Source organism: Streptomyces sp. NBC_00582, assembly GCF_036345155.1.
GTDB lineage: Bacteria > Actinomycetota > Actinomycetes > Streptomycetales > Streptomycetaceae > Streptomyces.
In genome coordinates this window covers 364,957-383,551 of sequence record NZ_CP107772.1, presented here as the reverse complement: position 1 = coordinate 383,551, position 18,595 = coordinate 364,957, and the positions used below count along the sequence as shown (strand labels likewise).

Genomic DNA, 18,595 nt, shown 5'->3' with positions numbered 1-18,595 from the left:
GATGCGGGGCCAACTCGCACGTCCGGTTCGGGAGGGCGGCGTGGAGAAACGGGCTGGGAGCAATCCCAGTACCGCGCTCCGCGCCGACCCCACCACGACGTGGTGCTGATCGACGAGGCGGGAAAGCTGGTCGCCAAGCAGCGCATCAGGGACGACGCGGACGGTTTCCGCCAGCTGCTTGCCCTGCTCGTAGAAGCCGGTGACTGCGCTGAAGCCCCGATACCGGTCGCGGTGGAGACCGCCCGCGGCCTGCTGTTCGCCTGCCTGCGCACCACCGGCCGCAAGGTGTACTCGATCAACCCGATGGCGGTGGCGCGCTACCGCGAGCGCACCGCAGTGCCCGCGCGAAGTCCGACCACGCCGACGCGATGACACTGGCCAACGTCCTGCGGACCGACGCCGACATGCACCGGCCGCTGCCCGCCGACTCCGAATTGGTACGCGCGATCGCGGTCCTCGCCCGCGCCCAGCAGGACACCGTGTGGAACCGAGCCCAGCTCAACAACCAGCTGCGCTCGCACCTCAAGCAGTACTACCCGGCCGCCCTCGCGGCGTTCGCCGTTCGCGGCGTGGGCCTGGACTCCCGGGAGGCCCGCGCGGTCCTCGCTGTGGCACCCGCCCCGCACACCGCTGCCCGCTTGACCCGTGCCCAGCTCCGGGCCGCCCTGCGCAGATCCGGACGGCAGCGGAACATCGAGGTCTGGGTGGAACGGCTGCGCACCCTTTTCACCGGCGACTACCTGCACCAGCCGCCGCTCGTCGAGCAGGCCATGGGACGCCAAACCCTCGCGCTGGTCGCCCAGTTGGATGCCGCCTGCCGGGCAGCCGACGACCTCGCGGAGGCTGCGGCCGAGGCGTTCGCCGGCCATCCGGACGCAGAAATCCTGGGCAGCTTCCCTGGGATCGGTCCGCTCACCGGCGCACGCGTCCTGGCCGAGATCGGCGACGACCGCACCCGCTTCGCCGACGCCCGCGCTCTGAAGGCGTATGCCGGCTCGGCGCCGGTCACCATCGCCAGCGGCAAGAGCCACCTCGTGCGCCACCGCCGGGTGAAGAACCAGCGCCTGGCCGCCGCAGGCTACGTTTGGATCTTCGGCGCACTGCCCTCCGCACAGGTCAAGGCTGAATACGACCGACGCCGGGACCTTGGCGACCGGCACACCGCCGCCATGCGCAACGTCTTCACCCGCTTCCTGGGATGCCTCCACCACTGCCTGCAGACCGGGCAGAAGTGCGATCCCGGCAAGGCATTTCCCGCCGCGTCCACGCCGCCGGTGACGCTCGCGGCTTGACTTCTTAGCAAGCTCGGATGTCTGTGGATCCGGGAGAGACGCGGAGGGCGTACCTTCCCGAATGATCCTTTGACGGTCACCGAGTAGGCCCGCGTTCGCAGCGCGGGTCGGGAAGGCATGCCCGTGCTCAGGGTAGTCACCGACGAGGGCTCCACCGAATCTGGCTCCCTGATCGACGAGATCGTGCGTGAGGGCGCCCGCCGGATGCTCGCCGCCGCCCTGGAGGCCGAAGTCAACCAGTACGTAGGCGAGTTGGCGGCCGAAACGGACGGGGTCGGTCGGCGCCTGGTGGTCCGCAACGGCTTCCACCGGCCGCGGACCGTGGTCACTGCGGCAGGGCCGGTGGAGGTGAAGGCACCGCGGGTGAACGACCGCCGCATTGATGAGGAGACCGGGGAACGCAATCGGTTCTCCTTCAAGATCCTGCCGCCCTGGTGCCGCAAGTCACCGAAGATCTCCGAGGTACGGTCGCTGCTGTACCTGCACGGCCTGTCGTCCGGGGACTTCGTTCCCGCGCTGGAGCAGTTCCTCGGCGGCACGTCGGGCCTGTCTGCGGCTACGTGACCCGGCTGACGAAGCAGTGGCAGGACGACCACACCGCATTCCAACAGGAGGGTGAGCCGTGCGAGGGCGCATGTGATCTCGTGGGCCCAGGGCCAGTGGCGGGCGAGGCGGAGGATGCGGCGCCGGCCAGTGGTGACGAGCTGGCCGGCCGCGGAGAACAGGCGGAACCGCAGGCGGCGCGGTTCCCAGAGCCTTGCCTGGCCGGTCAGGGCGAGGATGGGCATCCAGGCCAGCAGGTCGAGTGCGAGCTGGACGATCTCCAGCCAGATACCGTTCTGCGCGGTGTCGTGCAGGGGCAGGTTGTGCAGGCCGGTCGAACGCGCGGCCCGGTGCGGTCCTCCGCGCGGGCCCGCAGCCGGTGGCGGAGCTCGAGCTCGGCGATCGGCCGGTCGAGGGTGTTCGTGGCGAAGCAGGTGATCCGCATGCCGTCGGCGTCCGTGATTCTCAACTGGGCACCGGGGTGTGGCCGTTCCCTGCGGACGATCAGCTGCGTGCCCTTGGGCCAGCCGTCCAGGACGTCGTCGGCGAGTTCGGCGACCCAGGCGCCGTCGCGGACCTCGCCGTCCGTCTCGACGGCCGGGGTCCAGGCCGATGCCGGGATCTTGTGGACGTGCTGGTGGATGGCCTCGGTGATCACCATGCCGACCGAGTAGGACAGCCCACGCCCGCGTTGGGCGAGCCAGGCGACGAACTCGTGAGTGCCGCCTGCGGAATCGCAGCGGATGAGGTCTGCCGCCCGCGCCGGTACTTCTTCGGCGGCTGGGCCAGAGCGAGGCGGGCGGCACTGATGTGGTCGGCGGCCGTGTTCGAGCCCGCGTTGCCCGGCCTCAGCAGGGCTGCCACCGGCTCGCCGGTTCCGCCCGGTCCGTGGTCGACGAACCCATCAGCGGGTGGTGGCCGTAGGTCTTCTTCCAGGTCGGGGCGGCGTCCTGCTTGTCCGAGTGCGCGACGACCAGCACTCCGTCCAGGTCCACGGTCACCCGCCCGTCGGCGTCCGGAGCCCGACCTGCAGCCAGCTCCCAGACGCGGCTGCGGACTTCGGCCCGAGCCGCGCGGATCGCGGTCGGTGCCTTCCCGCCGGCGGTGGCGAGGGTGCCGATCAGGCGGGAGACCGTCGGGTCGGAAGCCACCGGTCCGAACACGGCCGGCTCGGACACCGCCGGCTCGGACCGCAGTAATGCGACGTCGGCGAGGCAGTCCCCGCCGAGCGCGACCGCCGGCGCGAGGTCCAGGAGGACATTGCCCGGGTCGTGGACGGCCCGCGGCTTCCGCCAGGGGGCGAGCGCTGCGGAGATGGCCCGGTCAAGGCCGATCTTGCGTGCCGTTTCGACCAGCCGGACCGAACCGGCCTGCGAGACCACGGCTCGGCCGTCGTCCCGGACACGGACCTGCGGGTAGGACCCGCATGTCTGCTTCACCTGGAAAGTGCTTCCGACAGGGGCGGGAACAAGGAACTCAGCAATCCTCATTCTCGCTGGTCAGAGGCACTTTCTGCTTGCCTGATCACCTGTCGGACAGTCCGCTTCATGAAAGCGCGAGGCTAGAACCCAAGCCCGTAGGTGGGGCCAGGAGTTATTCCCCACGGGCAACAATCTCCGCTCCCACCTGCGTGAGTACCTCCCCGGCTACCTCACCGCCGTCCAACCGATCCTCGGTGGACGGTGCTCGCCTCTTGCGCGTGCTCCTCGCCGCCGCGCCCGCTCCGGCCCGAGCCGCCCGGTTGACCAGAGCCTGTGCCGTCAAAGATCTCTGGCTGCGCTGTTCAGCTGGGTGCTGCGAGCGCGGGACCTGCGAGAACTCCTAGTAGCGACGCACGGCTTTCCGATCGCGTTCAGTCCCGCAAGCACCCCCTTAAGAGAGATGTTGACTCAGTTATTGACAGCCATGACACGAGCTTCTACTGTCTCAGTCATGGAGCTCCGAGGTGGAGCTCCAATGGAGAAAGGAACCACCATGGTTGCGGAGATTGCGAACGAGATCATCGAGCTGGTCATCGACGAGGAGAACCTCCTCGGCGCTGCCATGATGGCTGAGCAGATCTGACGCTCTCCCTTTGGCCGTGCGGGCCGATAGGCGATTTCGCAATCGGTCCGCACGGCCGATCCCCCCTTGTATGCGCCTGATCCGCGAGAATTTCCATGAAGTCAAAGGTTTCTTTCCGCAAGGAATGCCGGAAGCGCGGGGGCCTTTAGCGATGTTCGAATCAGTCGCCGTCAGGAAATTCCGAAGGGATCTCCATGAATGTCCTCGAAGTGCACGGCGTGTCCCGCTCTTTCCGGACCGCTGCGGGAGACGTGTCCGCCTTGGATGACGTCAGTCTCTCTCTGGAGGCGGGTGAGCTCGTCGGCCTGCTCGGGCTGAACGGAGCAGGCAAGACCACTCTGCTCAAGATCGCCTCGACTCTGCTGCTGCCGAGCTCGGGCACCGTCCGTGTCTGCGGCCATGACGTGGTCACCCGGCCGCGCGAGGCGCAGCGCCTGCTGTCCCTCGTCCTGGGCGGCGACCGCGGCCTGTACGCCCGCCTGTCGGCCCGCGACAACCTGCGGTTCTTCGCCTCCCTCGCCGGCCTGCGCGGCACGGTCCTCAAGCGCGCGGCCGAAGAGGCCATCGGCTTCGTCGGCCTGGACGCTGCCGCCGACCGCCTCGTCGAGACGTACTCCAAGGGCATGCGCCAGCGACTCCACCTCGCGATCGGCATGGTGACCAGACCGCAACTGCTGCTCCTCGACGAGCCCACGGTGGGCCTGGACTGGCCCGAGGCCGTCAAGATCCGCGCCGCCGTCGCCCGGATGCGAGACGAGGGCACGGCCGTCCTGCTGACCAGCCACTACCTCCAGGACATCGAGCAACTCGCCGAGCGCGTAGTGGTGTTGCACCACGGCCACGTCCTGCACGACATGCCGTTGGCCCACCTTCTCGCCCGCGCCCGCACGGCGGCCGTCGTCGACCTGACGGGACACGGCAGGCTACCCGCCGTCGACGCCTTCCCCAGCTCTGACGAGGCGTGGGTCGAACGTGCGGAGGAACACGGCGATGGGTGGACGATCCGCATCAACCTCCGTTCCTGGAGCCCCGATGCGCTGCGCGCCCTGGTCGGGCTCTGGCCCGACCGGCAGATCGCGACCGTCCAGGTGACACCGTCGGGACTGCACGAGGTCTTTGCCGAACTCGCCGCTGCCGAGCGGAAGCAGCCGGTGTCATGAGTGCCCCGTCCACGGCACTGCAGGCGGGTTCGTACACGGCTAGGACGCGGCTGTCCTGGGTGCGCGTCGTCCTGGCCGCCGTCCGGGTGCAGATCCGCGGCAGCAGTCCCCTGAGCATGGTTATCGCCGCTGTCGTGCAGCCCGTGGCCTTCGCGCTGATCACCCTCACGGCGGATGCCGGCGGATCGATTGACCCGGCGACCGCGCTCTTCGGGAGCGGACTGATCGCAGTCTGGTCCGCCACGGTGTGGCAGGCCGGCATGGTCCTTCGCCGTGAGCTGTGGGCCGGTACCCTGCCGGGCATCTGCTCCAGGCCCGGCGGGCTCGGTGCCGTCGTCGTCGGCAAGGCGGTGGCCGCGGCCGGCACCTCGGCGCTGGTCACGCTCGCTTCCCTCGGCGTGTTCGCCATGCTCTACGGCACCCCCGTGCACCTGGCCGACCCTTTGGTCTTCGCGGCCGCCCTCCTCCTGGGCTTCGCCGCCGCGCTGCCCCTGGGTCTGCTCATCGCCTGCCTTTTTCTGCTCACCGGGGCCGCGATCCGGATAGCCGAAGTGATCATGTATCCAGTCCTCATCCTGGGCGGGCTGCTGATCCCGCTCGACCAACTGCCCGCGTTCCTGCGGCCTGTGTCGTCCGCGCTGAGCCTGCACTGGACCCAAGTGCTGCTGATCGGGGCGGCCGACGGCCACACCGACCTCCACGCCTGGTGGGCCCTGCTGCTGACGGGCGCCGTCTACACGGCCGCCGCTCGGGCTGCGTTCGGCCGCGTCGTTCACGCCGCACGCAAGGAGGGCAGCCTTGAAATCCTCTGATCCGGTGCGATCCTCGGCTCCGGCCGCCGCCGGCGTGCCCCGCCTCCTCGAACCCCTGGGCCGCACCGCCGTCCTGGGACTGCGGGAATACCTCGTCGAGTACCCGCCGTCCATCCTACTGGCGACCGTGCTGCCCCGTGCCCTGCTCCAGACGGCCTTCCTCGTCCTGCTCGGCCGAGCCGCCGGCGGTCACACCGGAGCGGTGGGCGCCGCGATCGGGGCGAGCGCCTACGCCATGGTCAACGCCACCGCCCTCAAAGGGCCCGACGTGCTGATCAACGAGCGCGTGCAGGGCACGCTCTACCACCTGCGGATGACCGACCTGCCGGTCGCAGGTCTGGTCGCCGCCCGCTGGGTGGCCTACACCGCCGAGGGATTCATGGCGTCCCTGCTGTCGGTGCCTGTGGCCGCCCTGATCTCCGGCGACCCCGGCCTGACCACCCGGCTCGTCGCCGCCCTCCCTCTCTACCTGCTGATGGCCCTCACCACCAGCTGCTTCGGCTTCGCGGTGGCCGTGGTCGCCGTCGCGCGCCGGGCCGACGTTTTCCTCACCAACCTCGGCGCCTACCTGATCCTCGCCTCCGGGGGCGTGCTCTCCCTCCAGCCCGACGGTGTAGCCGGACTCGTGGGTTCCGTCCTGCCCTTGACCCATGGCGTGGCCGCCCTGCGCGCCTGGACCGATGGCAGCAACCCGCTGCCGCAGGCCGCAGCCGAGGCCCTCACCGGACTCGTCTGGGCGCTGCTCGCCCTCGCGGGCATCACCTGGCAGGCCCGCCGCGCCCGCAGATCCGGGAGCGACTTCCTGATGTGACCCGGCGGCTCCCGCGGGCTCACGCCCGCGTACCGCCCCGAACCACTCCGCCCACTCCGCACGGAGAAGTGCATGACGGACACCACTCTCGCGCCGACCGGCATCCGGACCCCAGTCCGCCCTCCCGTGCTGCGCCGCGGCGACCACGTCGCCGTGATCAGCCCCTCGTGGGGCGGAGCAGGCCAGTTCCCCGACCGCTTCGAGCGGGGCCTGGGCGCGCTCCAGGGCTACCTCGGCCTGACCGCCGTACCCGCCAGGCACGCTCGTGCCACCCTCGACTGGCGCTCGGCGAGCGCAGAACAGCGCGCCGAAGACCTCAACGCGGCCTTCCGCGACGACACCGTCGGCGCCGTCCTGTGCGCCGTCGGCGGCGACCACGCCGCCCAGCTCCTCCCGCTCCTGGACTGGCAGGCGATCCGTGAGCGTCCCAAGGTTTTCTGCGGCTACTCGGACACGACGGTCCTGCACCACGCCCTGTACGCGGTCTGCGGCCTGACCACCTTCTACGGTCCGGCCGTCCTGCCGCAGTTCGGCGAATGGCCCGACCCCGACAAGTACACCCTCGACCATTTCAGCGCCGTCACCATGAGCCCACGGCCCGCCGGAGCCGTGCCTCGGGCGCCGTACGTCGTCGACGACTTCGTGCACTGGAACGCCTACCCCCTGCGCTCCCGCCACCCTCGCCCGGCCCCCCGCCGCACCGTGCTGCGTCCCGGCAGCGCCGAGGGCCCCCTGCTCGCCGGTTGCCTGCCCAGTGTCCGCCAGGTTCTCGGCACCCCCTGGCAGCCGTCGTACGCCGGGCATGTCCTGGTTCTGGAGACCCCCGAGGACTACGGACCCGCCGACGCCGACCGTGACCTCACTCATCTGCGCAACAGCGGTTGCCTGGACGACCTCGCGGGTCTCGTGTTCGGGCGCGTCCCCCGCGCCGACGAGGACACCCGACGTCGGCTGCACGCCGTGTTCCTCGACGCGGTGGCGCCCTACGACTACCCCGTCCTCGCCGACGTCGAGTGCGGGCACACGGACCCCATGGCGACCCTGCCGCTCGGCGTTCGCTGCGCCCTCGACGGTGACGACCTGCGGTTGCTCGAAGCCGCCGTCACCGCGTCCCAGCCCCCGTCCTGACCCGCCTCCCACAGAAAGGCACACGATGAGCGACCTCACCGTATCCCCCGCATCCCTTGACGGGGATGTCGTCGACTACTTCCGCGCGAAGGCGGACGCCTACGACGACGTCGACGACCAGCCGTACTGGATGCTCTCCGACGAACTGCTGTGGCACGTGCTGACCACCACGGTCCTGCCCCGGCTGCCCGACGGCTTCCGCTTCCTGGACGCCGGAGGCGGCACCGGCCGCTGGAGCCACCGCTTCGCCACCGCCCGCCCCGACGCCACGGGTCTGCTGTACGACCTCACCCCGGCCATGTCCGACGTGGCCCGCTCCAAGGCGCACCGGCACGGCTACGCCGACCGCCTCACCATCCGCAACGGCGACCTCGCCGACGTGGCCGACGCCCTCGAAGGGGAGCGCTTCGACCTGATCTTCAACTTCCACAACGTGCTCGGCTTCGTCGGCGACCCCGCCCAGGTCATCGCCTCCCTCGCTGAACTTCTCACGCCCGGCGGCCTGTTGGTGTCGTTCGTGCCCAGCCGCTGGCACGCGGCCTTCTTCAACCTCGCCCTCGGCCAGGTCGAGGAAGCCGAGCGCTGCATCGACGGCAGCGGCCGCTTCACCGACACCATGCCGGCGATGCACCTGTTCACACCGGACCAGCTGACCGCCCTGCACGAGGCGGCGGGCTTGAAGCTGGACGTGGTCACCGGCTTCCCCTGCCTGATCTACCCCGGCTATCAGGAGACCCAGCTGCACGGCTCCACCGGCTGGCTGGAGAACCTCCTCAGCGACCGGGACGCCTTCGCCGGGATCTACGAGCTGGAACGCCGCGTCCTGGCCGACCCGGCCGCGGCCGGCCGCGGCAACAACCTCTTCACCATCGCGACGCGGCAGGGGTCGGCGTCATGAGCGCGGTCCTCGGCATCAACCCCGGCTTCGGCGGCTTCAACTACCATGATCCGTCCGCCTGCCTGGTGATCGACGGCAAGCCTGTCGCCGCCGTCGAGGAGGAACGCTTCACCCGGGTCAAGTCCGCCCCGGGCGTGTTCCCCACGCAGGCCGTGGAGTACGTGCTGAGCGCCGGCGGCCTCACCGTCGCCGACCTCGACGCCGTCGCCGTCGGCTACAGCAGCGACGCCTGGCTAGAGCGGCTCCCGCTGGAGACCCGGGCCCTGCTCGCCCATCCCGGCCTCGCCGCACTGGCGGCCACCGACCCCGACGGCCTGGACGTGGCCCGCGCCCGCGAGACCCTGGCCGCCGCCAGTCGGCGCTTCGGCGATCTGCTGCACCGCACAGCCCTGTTCGAGACGGAGGAGCGCGCCACCGAACGCATCGCCGAGTATCTGCCGGGCCTGTCCGCGCCCGTGCGCTTCGTACGCCACCACCGCGCGCACGCCGCCAGCGCGATGTACCCCGCCGGCTTCGCCGACCCGGTCGCCCTCGTGCTTGACGGACTCGGCGAGATCGAGTGCGGCTCCCTGTGGGACACCGCACCGGACGGCTCACCCCGGCAGCTGCGCCGTACCGACCTGCCCAACTCCCTGGGCTACTTCTACGCCGCGATCACCGAGTACCTGGGCTTCAAGGGCTGGGAGGGCGAGGGCAAGACCATGGCCCTGGCCCCCTACGGGCACGCCGACGCCGCGGCCAGCGGCGCGCTCGCGCACCTGGTGCACGTCCACCCGGACGGCGACGGCCCCGGCGGTGACCCGTACGATGTGGCCGGTCTGGTCTTCCCCTGCCTGGGTGAGCAGCTCTCCCTGGACACGCGGCGCGCCGTCGCGATGCTCACCGACCTCTTCCAGGCTCCGCCCCGCCTGTCCGGTGAAGCCCTCACCGAGCACCACCGCAACATCGCCTGGGCCGCGCAGGACTTCCTGGAGCGCGCCGTCATCGCGGCCGTCCGCTCCGCCGCCGCCGAACGAGGCCCCCTGGAGCTGACCTTCGCCGGCGGCGTCGCCCTGAACTGCAAGCTCAACATGGTGCTGAAGGCACTGCCCGAGGTACGGCGGCTCTACGTGCCCGGTCCCTGCTCCGACACAGGCCTCTCCCTCGGCGCCGCACTGGAGGTGGCCGCCGGGCACGGCGACGACCCGCGTCACCCGCTGCCCCATCTGGCCCTGGGCCCGAGTGCGGACACGGACCCCGAGAAGTACCTGACCACGATGATGATCCCGCACCACCGGCCGGCCGACGTCGCCGCCGAGGTCGCGCAGCATCTCGTCGACGGACACGTCGTCATGTGGTATCAGGGCCGCTCCGAGTTCGGTCCCCGTGCGCTAGGCGGCCGCAGCATCCTGGCCGACCCCCGGCGCGAGGACATGGTCGCCAAGGTCAACGAGGTGGTCAAACACCGCGCGCTGTGGCGGCCATTCGGCCCGTCGCTGCTCGCCGAGCACGCCCACACCGTCCTGGAGGACGCCGGACCGGGGGAGGCGGCGCCGTACATGGTGGTCGCATACAAGGTGCGCGACGAGTGGGCCGACCGCATCCCGGCGGTCGTACACACCGCGGACGCCACCACCCGTCCCCAGTTCGTCACCGCCGAGGCGCTGCCGGACTACCACGCGGTGATCTCCGCCTTCCACCGGCTCACCGGCGTCCCCCTGGTACTGAACACCTCGTTCAACGACAAGGACGAGCCGCTGGTGCGGACCGTGGCCCAGGCGGTGCGGCACTTCTACAGCAGCGCCGCCGACGTGCTCGTCCTCGACGGCACGGTCGTCCTCAAGGAGGCACCGTGACCGTCGCTCCCATCGCCTCCCACCGCCTCGCCGGCCGGGAGCACGACCTCTTCCTGCTCAGCCCGGAGGTCGGCCGGGGCCTCGTCGTGTGGTCCCCGGCCGGGGCCCGGCTGCGGCACGCGCTGGAGGAGTTCTGGCGCGACGTCCACCAGGCCCACGGCTACGACGTGGTGATGACCCCGCACCTGGGGCGCGCCGACCTGTGGGGCGACTCGCGGCAACTGGACTTCCACCGCGAGACGATGTTTCCCGAGTTCGACGTCGAGGGCACTCCCTACGTCGTCAAGGGCGCCAACTGCCCCCTGCACATGCAGGTGTTCCGCAGCCGCACCCGCTCCCACCGTGATCTGCCCGTACGCCTGGCGGAAATTTCCACCCTCTACCGGCAGGCGCCCGCCGGCTCGCTCAAGGGACTGCGCTACACACGCACCATCAGCCAGGACGACAGCCACATCTTCTGCCGAGAGCAGGACGTGGTCGAGGAGATCGTCCGCTACTTCGACCTGGTACGGCGCCTGCTGCGCGCCTTCGGATTCGAGGACCTGCGCCCCTACCTGGGCACCCGCGACGACCGCTCCGTCCCCGGCGACGAGCTCTGGGAGCGGGCCACCGGCCATCTGCTGGACGGCCTGCGCGAGGCAGGCCTGGAATACCGGCACGCGCCCGGCGCCGCCACGTACTACGCGCCTCGCGTGGGCATCGACGTCATCGATGCCTCGGGCACGGCCTGGCCGCTGCCCGACCTGCAGGTCGACTACCACCTGCCCCGCCTGTGCGGTGTGGAGTACACCGGCGCCGATGGCCGGCGCACCCACCCCGTGGTGCTGCACCGCACGCTCCTGGGCTCGGTGGAGCGGTTCGTCGCGGCTCTGCTTGAGCACCACGGACCGACCGGCCTGCCCGACTGGCTCAAACCCGTCCATGTGCGGGTGCTCCCGGTCCGCGAAGAGGACGAGACCACGGCCCACGCGCTGGCCGAGTCCCTGCGGCTGGAGGGGGTGCGGGTCGCCCTCGACGACCGCCGCACCGGACTCGGCGCCCGCAGCGCCAAGGCCCGTGCCGACGGCGTGCCGCTGGTGGTCGCGGTGGGCCGGGACGAGGCCCGCACCGGCCGGTACCACTCCCGCGACCTCACCGGCCGCACCACCGACGTCGACTACCCGGGCCTCGTCGGCCTGGCACGGCGTACGGCCGCCCGCCCCGACCCGTCCCTGAGCGCCGTCCGTCCGCTGGCCGTTTTCCCGCCCACCCCCTGAAGGGAACTGTCATGCTCGCTGCCCTCGGCGGGACCCCCGAGGTCACCGCACCGCACCCGCACAATGACCTGTGCGCCTTCAGCCCGCGCGACGTGGAGGTCATCGTGGCCCATCTCGACGCGGGAGGCACCACGTCGTACTACGGACGTGACGGCGAACTGCGCGAGTTCGAGGACGAACTCGCCGCGTTTTTCGGCCGCACGCATTGCGTGGCTGTCAACTCCGGTACGAACGCGCTGCATTCGGCGTTCTTCGGTATCGGTCTGCAGCCCGGCGACGAGGTGATCGTCCCCTCGTACACCTTCCTGGCCACCGTCTCACCCTTGTTCGCGCTGCGCGCGGTGCCGGTTCTGGCTGACTGCGAGCGGGACACCGGCAACATCAGCCCCGAGGACATCGCCCGCCGGATCACCCCGCGCACCAAGGCCATCGTGGTCACGCACCAGTTCGGCCATCCGGTCGAGATGGACGCTGTCATGGACCTCGCCGAGCGGCACGGCCTGAAAGTCGTCGAGGACGCCTCCCTTGCCTTTGGTGCCACCTACAAGGGCCGCCGGGCCGGCTCCCTCGGGCACGTCGCGGCCTTCAGCCTCGGCTCCACCAAGATGGTCAGCGGCGGCCAGGGAGGCGCGCTGGTCACCGACGACCCGGAGGTCATGGAGCGCGCCAACCTGCTGGGGCACTTCGTCCGCCGCTCGGTCACCGAGGTCTCCAGTGCCTTCTACCGACGGTTCATCACCACCGGCTACGGCCACAACTACCGCATGCACGCCCTCGCGGTGACCATGGCCCGCGGCCGGCTGCACCGCCTCGACGAGCTCATCGCCTCACGCCACGAGCGACTCGACCGCCTCTCGGCGGGTCTGGCCGACCTCCCGTTCATCGAGCCCCCGGTCACCCGCTCCTACGTCCACCGCGGGCAGTGGGGCGGTTACACCGCCTCATACGACGCCGAGGCGGCCGGTGTCGACATCGACACCTTCGTCGCCGCCCTGGAGGCCGAGGGTCTGGAGGTCGCCGCCCGCGGCTACCATCCGCTGCTGCACCGCGCCGAGTTCTTCCGTACGGCCGAGGACGGCTACTACCCCGGCCAGCCCTGGCAGGAGAAGCGCCTCTACAGCGAGGGCGACCTGCCTGAGTCCGAGTGGCACGCCGACCGCCAGATCGCCTTCCCCATCTTCCTGGACGAGCCTTTGGAGCTGGTCGACGGCTATGTCCGAGCGGTCCGCAAGGTGGTCGAGGGCCTGCACGCCCTGAAGGCCGACCTGGCACGATCCGCCCCGGCGGCCTTCACCGTCTGACCAGGGTGCAGTCACCTGCATCGGCCTCCTCCGTCTTCCCCCACGGCAAGCCCGCGGTGGGAGACGGAGGAGGTCTTGTGCTGGTGGCGAGCGCGTGGCCACGGCGTGGCTGCGCGCCCTCGGCCTCCTTCGTCTCCCACGGCAAGCCCGTGGCGGGAAATGAAGGAGGCCGGGTATGTGTCGCTCTCCCGCAGGAGCGCGGCTCAGACGTGCTGTCCCGCCCTTTGGCCCTCTCGTACGGCGGCGTCCGCACGGCGCGGGGCGACGCAGTCACCGGCTCGGAGCAGGGTCGGCCTCTGGGGCAGGGCCGTCCGGTACAGGTGGTCGTCCGGGAGCTCAGGGGTGGCAAGGACCACCCAGTCGGCCGGTTCCTCCACCGCCGCCCCGCTGAGGTAGTGCAGAAGCCGGATTCCGTCCGCGGACATTCCGGTCGGCACTACAGCCGTCCGCACAGCGATGCCGGCCCGTGCGGCCCGGATGCGCCAGCCGGGAAGGTCCAGCGTGAGCCCGAGGCCGCCGGAGGCCTGGAAGTCGGGTGTGGCCAAGGTGACGTGGCAGCCGTGCGCGGCCAGCAGTTCCGCCGTGCCGGAGGCCTGGTGGAAGGCGACCTCGTCGACCAGCACGACGCGCCCGGCGGGCCGGACCGCCCCACTCAGCACCGCGCGCAACGGCACGATCCGCGCGTCGTCGGCGGGCGCCCAGGCGGCGGGCGCCGGGCGCCCGCCGGTGGCCATCACCACGGCGTCCCAGTCGGCCGCGCCGACGAGTTCCGGGGTCGCCTCCGTAGCGGTGAGGATCTCCACGCGCAAGCCGCGCAGCGCGCGCAGCTGGTCCCGTACGAGGTCGCCGAACTCCGCACGGCCGGGCAGGCGTGCGGCATAACGGACGAGTCCGCCGGGCTCCCGCTCCCGCTCCACGACAGTCACTCGGTGCCCCCGGACCGCGGCCTCCTCGGCGGCGGCCAGCCCGGCGGGCCCGGCACCGACGACCAGCACCCGGCGCGATGCCCGGGACGGCGGGACGGACGGGCACGACTCCCGGCCCGCCTGTGGGTTGACGACACAGGCGATGGTCCGATCGAGCCCCACGCGGCCAGCGCACTCCTGATTGCAGGACAGACAGGTTCGGATCGTCGCCGCATGCCCCGCACGCGCCTTGCGGCCGAAGTCGGGGTCTGCGATCTGGCCGCGCACGATGCCGACCAGATCGCAGTCGCCCTGCGCCAGCGCCCGCTCGGCGTGCGCCGGATGCCGGATCCGGCCGACCCCGACCACCGGCAGGTCAACGGCCCGGCGGATCGCGGCGGAGACGTGCAGGGCGTAGCCGGGGGCGACGTGCATGGACGGTTCCACGGCCTCCAGGTGGGTGGTGGCCACACCGAGGGAGGTGTTGAGGTAGTCCACCGTGCCCGCCTCGGCCAGCAGGCGGGCCGTGGCGACGGCGTCGTCCAGGGTGAGGCCGCCGTCCGCGAACTCGTCCCCGCACAACCGCACCCCCACCGCCAGAGCGGATCCGACCGTCTCCCGGACGGCCCCGGCGACCTCCAGGAGCAGCCGGGCCCGGGCCCGCAGTCCGCCGCCGTAGCCGTCGCCGCGCAGGTTGGTCAGCGGAGACAGGAAGGCGCGCAGCACCGATGAGTGGCTCGCCTGCAGCTCGATCCCGTCGAAGCCGCCCTCGGCACAGTGCCGTGCGGCCCGGGCGAACGCGGTCACCAACTCGTCGATCTCCCGAGGGCCCATCGCGTACGGCACCTCCCGGAAGGCCGGGTCCGCCAGCGGCGAGGGTGCCCACAGCGGCCGTCCGGGGAAACCGCTGCCACCCTGCGCACCGTTGTGCCCGAGCTGCGCCACGATGCGCGCGCCGTGCCGGTGCACGGCCCGCGTGATGGCCGTGTACCCCTGGATCACCTCGGGCCGGTGAGCGTGCACGGCGCGGGCATACGCCAGGTCGGTCGGGTGTACGGACTGGTCCTCCATGATGATCAGGCCCACACCGCCCGCCGCCCGAGCCTCGTAGTAGGCGGTGTGCGCGGCGCTCGGCAGATTGTCCTGGGCGAGGTTGGTCAGGTGCGCCGGGAAGACCAGCCGGTTCGGCACCTCCAGCGGGCCCAGCCGCACAGGGCTGAACAGCGTGGGGTACGGCGGTGTCACCGCGCCGGTCACGGGTGTCCCGCCTCGAGGCCGAGGACCGCACGACGGGCGTCCAGCACCGCTTGGTAGACGGTGCGGGGGGCGACCGCGTCTCCGACGACCACGCCCGTACCGGCGCAGGGACGGGGAAGCTCGGGCCCGCAGTCGACGAACACGGCACAGGGAAGGCTCAGTTGCTCACCGGTGTGGACATCCTCGCAGCGCAGAGTGCCGGGGTCGGCGGCCACCGGGCGGATGTACGTCACCACCCGCACGCCTGCGGCGTGCAACTGCTCGGTCGCCGCCACGAGTTCGCCGGTGACGCCCAGGGCCTGCCCGACGACCCCGTCCGGTGTGAGGAACACGACCTGCGGCGCGTCCGGCCGCGCGGCCAGGGCCAGCGCCACCGCGATCGCGACGGCGCCACCGAGCGGATCCCAGACGACGGCTTCTCCCGCCGGCAGCGCCTGCGCGGTGTGGATGTCCCGGGGCGAGAGCACGCAAAGGCCCTCGGCAGGCGTGATCGGTGCGGGACCGGGCCCGCCGCCGACGGCGAGGACGCGCTGCGCGCTTCCGCTGCTGTTGCCCGCCGGGCCTGCCCGGCCGGTCTCGACGCGTACGCCGAGCCGTCGGCATTCCGTCTCCAGCCAGTCCGCGAAGACGCCCCACCGCTCCCGTCCGGGCGCCCGTGCGGCGACCCGCAAGGCGCCTCCTGTGCGGGACAGTCGTTCTCGTACGACGACCCGGTGACCGCGCAGCGCGGCGACGCGCGCGGCCTCAAGCCCCGCCGGTCCACCGCCCACAACCGTGATGTCCCGAGGCGGCGGGCTCGGCCAGCCGCCCCCGGTCCCCTCCCGTCCCGTCCCCGGCTCCACCGCGCAGGACACCGGAACCCCGCGGTGATCCCGTACCTGGCACCGCTGATTGCACAGTACGCAGGGACGAGGCGGCAGACCCTGCGCGGCCTTGCGGGGCAGATCGGGATCGGCGAGGAGGGCGCGGGTCATCTCCACGGCGTCGCAGACTCCGTGCTCCAGGGCGTGCGCGGCCATGGCGGGCTCCACCACTGAACCCTGCAGCACGACGGGGACACGGCCCGCCACCGCCGCGCGTACGGCGCGGCACAACTCCCGGTTGAAGCCCGGAGGCTCGTGCATGGCTGGCCGGGTGGCGCTCTCGGAGAGCGCGCTGCCCCGGACCACCACGAGATAGTCCGCCTCGTCGGCCAGCCTGACGGCGAGGTCGATGCCGTCGGCCGGGGTGATCCCGGCCCAGGGTGCAAGCTCGTCGGCGCACAGCCGCAGCCCGAGGATCCGCCCGGGCAGGACCCGGCGCACGGCGGCGACAACCTCGCACAGCAGGAGAGCCCGGTCCCGCCCGTAGGCATCGTCGCGGTGGTTGGTCAGGCCGGAGAGGAACTGGCGAAGGAGGCTGTGCTGGCCCGCGTTGAGTTCCACCCCGTCGCAGCCGGCGTCCACCGCTACGACCGCCGCCCGCCGGAATGCGTCGACCAGATCGGCGACGTCGGCGGGCTCCATGGCGTACGGCATCTCGTGCGTGCCCACCTGGGGCACCGGGGACGGCGCCCACAGTGCGTCGGTGCCCCAGCCGGAGGAGCCCTGGCTGCCGGAGTGGCCGAGCGCGGCGACGCACACGGCGCCCTCGCCGTGCACGGCGTCCGCGACGGCCGCCCACCCTGGACCGCACCGCTCGGCCAGCGGCGCCCGCTCGTAGGGACGGTCGCCGGGCAGCACCGACGCCTCCTCCGTGACAACGAGGCCGCAGCCGCCGGCAGCGCGGCGCGCGTAGTAGGCGACGGAGCGGTCGGTGAAGCGCCGGTCGGCGCACAGGTTGGTGGCGTGCGGCCCGAAGACGATCCGGCCGGGCAGGGTCCGGCCGGCGAGGCGCAGGGGCGTCGTCAGCGCGCCGTGGCCCGGGGGCGCCGCGCTCACCGTGTCACCAGCGGCAGCAGGCTGCGCGGGACCCGTCCGTGGTCCGGGGCCCCGGTGGGCGGGACGGCGGACGCGAGCAGGGTGTCGCCGTGCCCGTGGACGCATTCGGGGTCGGGGCCGTCCATGGGCAGCCCGGTGAAGAATTTCGCGGCCATGCAGCCGCTGCCGCACACCGACAGTGACGGGCAGTCGGCACAGGCACCGGCCGGCTGCGGGGCGCGCAGCCGGCGGAACAGTTCGGCTTCGCGCCACACCCGCAGGAAACCGCCCTCGTTCAGGAGCGATCCGGCCCGGAACTCCTCGTGCAGGGCGAAGGGACAGGCGTAGACGTCGCCGATCGGGTCGATGAGGCAGACCAGCCGCCCCGCGCCGCACCGGCCCAGACCCGGCAGGGCCTGCCCGAGCGCGGAGAGGTGGAAGAAGGAGTCGGCGGTCAGCACCTGCGGCCGCTCGGCGAGCCAGCGGTGCACCGTGCGCTGCTGCTCCTGCGTCGGCCGCAGCACGGCCCAGGAGTCCTGCCCACGGCCCGAGGGACGCAGCCGGGTCACCCGCAGGACCGCCCCGTGTTCTTCGGCGAGCCGCTCGTACGCATCGAGCTGCCCTGCGTTGTGCCGCGTGACGACCGTGCTGATCTTGAAGTCGGTGAGGCCCGCCTCCGCGAGTCGGCTCATGGCGCGGCCGGCCGCCCGCCAGGAGCCGCGGCCCCGCACGGCGTCGTTGGTGGCGGCGTCCGCACCGTCCAGGCTGATCTGCACGTCCAGCCGGGGCAGCGCGGCGAGACGGGCGGCCGCCGCGCGGGTGAGCAGGGTGCCGTTGGTGGAGAACTTCACGCCCATGCCGGTGGCGAGGGTGTGCTCCAGTACCTCGAAGAAGTCGGGACGGGTCATGGGCTCGCCGCCGCCCACGTTGACGTAGAAGACACCGGCCGCCGCGAGCTCTGAGGCGACCGTGCACAGCTGCTCGGTGCTCAGTTCGCGGGCGTCGGCCCGGCCTGAGGAGGACAGGCAGTGCACGCAGGCGAGGTTGCAGCCGTAGGTCCACTCCCAGGACAGACAGACGGGTGCGGACAGCCCGGCGGCCAGAACGCCGTCGAGTGTTTCGGGCGCCGCGCCGACGCGTGTCGGGTCCCGCAGCAGCGTCAGGCGGCGGGCTCGATGGTCGTAGGCGAGTGCACCGAAGGACTCCGGGCGGAAGACGCGGGACTCAGTAGACACCGCACATCCCGTCGATCGAGATCTCGGTGAGCAGCACTTCCTCCAGGTGCAGCTCCTCGTCGGCCTCCCCGACGGTCTGCGCCGGGATCGGCCGCTGGGTTGGGTCCTGGTTGCCGTCCATGCCGGTCCTTTCCGATCCACCGTATGCGTCTCAAAATTAGACAGATATAATTGACGTAAGTCAATAAGCTGTGTCACAA

The 18,595-nt window shown here is 71.6% G+C and carries 12 protein-coding genes and 3 pseudogenes; 10 read left to right on the top strand and 5 right to left on the bottom strand.

Going from position 1 to position 18,595, the window contains the following annotated elements:
• Positions 1-99: 99 nt before the first annotated feature.
• Positions 100-1,292, top strand: a pseudogene (locus OG852_RS01665) (IS110 family transposase).
• Between the two features lie 123 nt (positions 1,293-1,415).
• Positions 1,416-1,897 (top strand): annotated as a pseudogene (locus tag OG852_RS01660) (transposase); the annotation flags it as partial.
• A gap of 3 nt (positions 1,898-1,900) precedes the next feature.
• Here OG852_RS01660 and OG852_RS01655 read toward each other — a convergent pair.
• Positions 1,901-3,274, bottom strand: a pseudogene (locus OG852_RS01655) (IS1380 family transposase); the annotation flags it as partial.
• An 876-nt stretch (positions 3,275-4,150) separates the two neighbouring features.
• Here OG852_RS01655 and OG852_RS01650 point away from each other — a divergent pair.
• The 8 genes from OG852_RS01650 to OG852_RS01615 all read left to right on the top strand — a co-directional run bounded on the left by OG852_RS01650 (position 4,151) and on the right by OG852_RS01615 (position 13,100).
• On the top strand, positions 4,151-5,059 hold the full coding sequence (locus OG852_RS01650; RefSeq protein WP_166663817.1) for an ABC transporter ATP-binding protein: 909 nt from the start codon (positions 4,151-4,153) through the stop codon (positions 5,057-5,059).
• Positions 5,056-5,871 carry an ABC transporter permease gene (locus tag OG852_RS01645; protein ID WP_133917953.1) on the top strand — a complete coding sequence of 272 codons (816 nt, stop codon included), beginning with the start codon at positions 5,056-5,058 and terminating at the stop codon, positions 5,869-5,871. The genes OG852_RS01650 and OG852_RS01645 overlap by 4 nt, the downstream gene beginning before the upstream one ends.
• Positions 5,858-6,682 (top strand): ABC transporter permease, encoded by an 825-nt coding sequence (locus OG852_RS01640; RefSeq protein WP_166663818.1) that lies wholly within the window; start codon positions 5,858-5,860, stop codon positions 6,680-6,682. Before OG852_RS01645 ends, OG852_RS01640 begins: the two co-directional genes overlap by 14 nt.
• Positions 6,683-6,754: 72 nt before the next feature.
• Positions 6,755-7,810: a S66 peptidase family protein gene (locus OG852_RS01635; RefSeq protein ID WP_133917955.1), complete on the top strand. Its 1,056-nt coding sequence runs from the start codon at positions 6,755-6,757 to the stop codon at positions 7,808-7,810.
• A 25-nt stretch (positions 7,811-7,835) separates the two neighbouring features.
• Positions 7,836-8,708, top strand: coding sequence for a class I SAM-dependent methyltransferase (locus OG852_RS01630; RefSeq protein WP_133917956.1), 873 nt, complete (start codon positions 7,836-7,838; stop codon positions 8,706-8,708).
• Entirely contained in the window at positions 8,705-10,543 is a 1,839-nt protein-coding gene (locus tag OG852_RS01625) for a carbamoyltransferase family protein (RefSeq protein ID WP_133917957.1), read from the top strand. Before OG852_RS01630 ends, OG852_RS01625 begins: the two co-directional genes overlap by 4 nt.
• Positions 10,540-11,799 (top strand): aminoacyl--tRNA ligase-related protein, encoded by a 1,260-nt coding sequence (locus tag OG852_RS01620; RefSeq protein WP_133917958.1) that lies wholly within the window; start codon positions 10,540-10,542, stop codon positions 11,797-11,799. Before OG852_RS01625 ends, OG852_RS01620 begins: the two co-directional genes overlap by 4 nt.
• An 11-nt stretch (positions 11,800-11,810) precedes the next feature.
• A complete protein-coding gene (locus OG852_RS01615; RefSeq protein WP_133917959.1) occupies positions 11,811-13,100 on the top strand; it encodes a DegT/DnrJ/EryC1/StrS family aminotransferase in 1,290 nt (429 codons plus the stop codon).
• Positions 13,101-13,303: 203 nt separating this feature from the next.
• Here OG852_RS01615 and OG852_RS01610 read toward each other — a convergent pair whose 3' ends face one another.
• From OG852_RS01610 to mftA, 4 genes are read right to left on the bottom strand one after another with little or no spacing between them, the layout of a single operon-like run.
• On the bottom strand, positions 13,304-15,262 hold the full coding sequence (locus OG852_RS01610; RefSeq protein ID WP_208117405.1) for a mycofactocin system FadH/OYE family oxidoreductase 2: 1,959 nt from the start codon (positions 15,260-15,262) through the stop codon (positions 13,304-13,306).
• Complete coding sequence (locus tag OG852_RS01605; protein ID WP_330346858.1) at positions 15,259-17,181, bottom strand: mycofactocin system FadH/OYE family oxidoreductase 1; 1,923 nt, start codon at positions 17,179-17,181, stop codon at positions 15,259-15,261. The genes OG852_RS01610 and OG852_RS01605 overlap by 4 nt, the downstream gene beginning before the upstream one ends.
• Complete coding sequence (gene mftC / locus OG852_RS01600) at positions 17,178-18,395, bottom strand: mycofactocin radical SAM maturase (protein WP_330346857.1); 1,218 nt, start codon at positions 18,393-18,395, stop codon at positions 17,178-17,180. Before mftC ends, OG852_RS01605 begins: the two co-directional genes overlap by 4 nt.
• Complete coding sequence (gene mftA, locus OG852_RS01595; RefSeq protein WP_133917961.1) at positions 18,385-18,516, bottom strand: mycofactocin precursor MftA; 132 nt, start codon at positions 18,514-18,516, stop codon at positions 18,385-18,387. Before mftA ends, mftC begins: the two co-directional genes overlap by 11 nt.
• Between the last annotated feature and the right edge of the window lie 79 nt (positions 18,517-18,595).

What these genes read in the sequence shown, in the direction of transcription:
- OG852_RS01645 (WP_133917953.1), top strand. Translation starts at nt 5,056, where the DNA reads ATGAGTGCCCCGTCCACGGCACTGCAGGCGGGTTCGTACACGGCTAGG.
- OG852_RS01635 (WP_133917955.1), top strand. Translation starts at nt 6,755, where the DNA reads ATGACGGACACCACTCTCGCGCCGACCGGCATCCGGACCCCAGTCCGC.
- OG852_RS01630 (WP_133917956.1), top strand. Translation starts at nt 7,836, where the DNA reads ATGAGCGACCTCACCGTATCCCCCGCATCCCTTGACGGGGATGTCGTC.
- OG852_RS01625 (WP_133917957.1), top strand. Translation starts at nt 8,705, where the DNA reads ATGAGCGCGGTCCTCGGCATCAACCCCGGCTTCGGCGGCTTCAACTAC.
- OG852_RS01615 (WP_133917959.1), top strand. Translation starts at nt 11,811, where the DNA reads ATGCTCGCTGCCCTCGGCGGGACCCCCGAGGTCACCGCACCGCACCCG.
- mftA (WP_133917961.1), bottom strand. Translation starts at nt 18,516, where the DNA reads ATGGACGGCAACCAGGACCCAACCCAGCGGCCGATCCCGGCGCAGACC.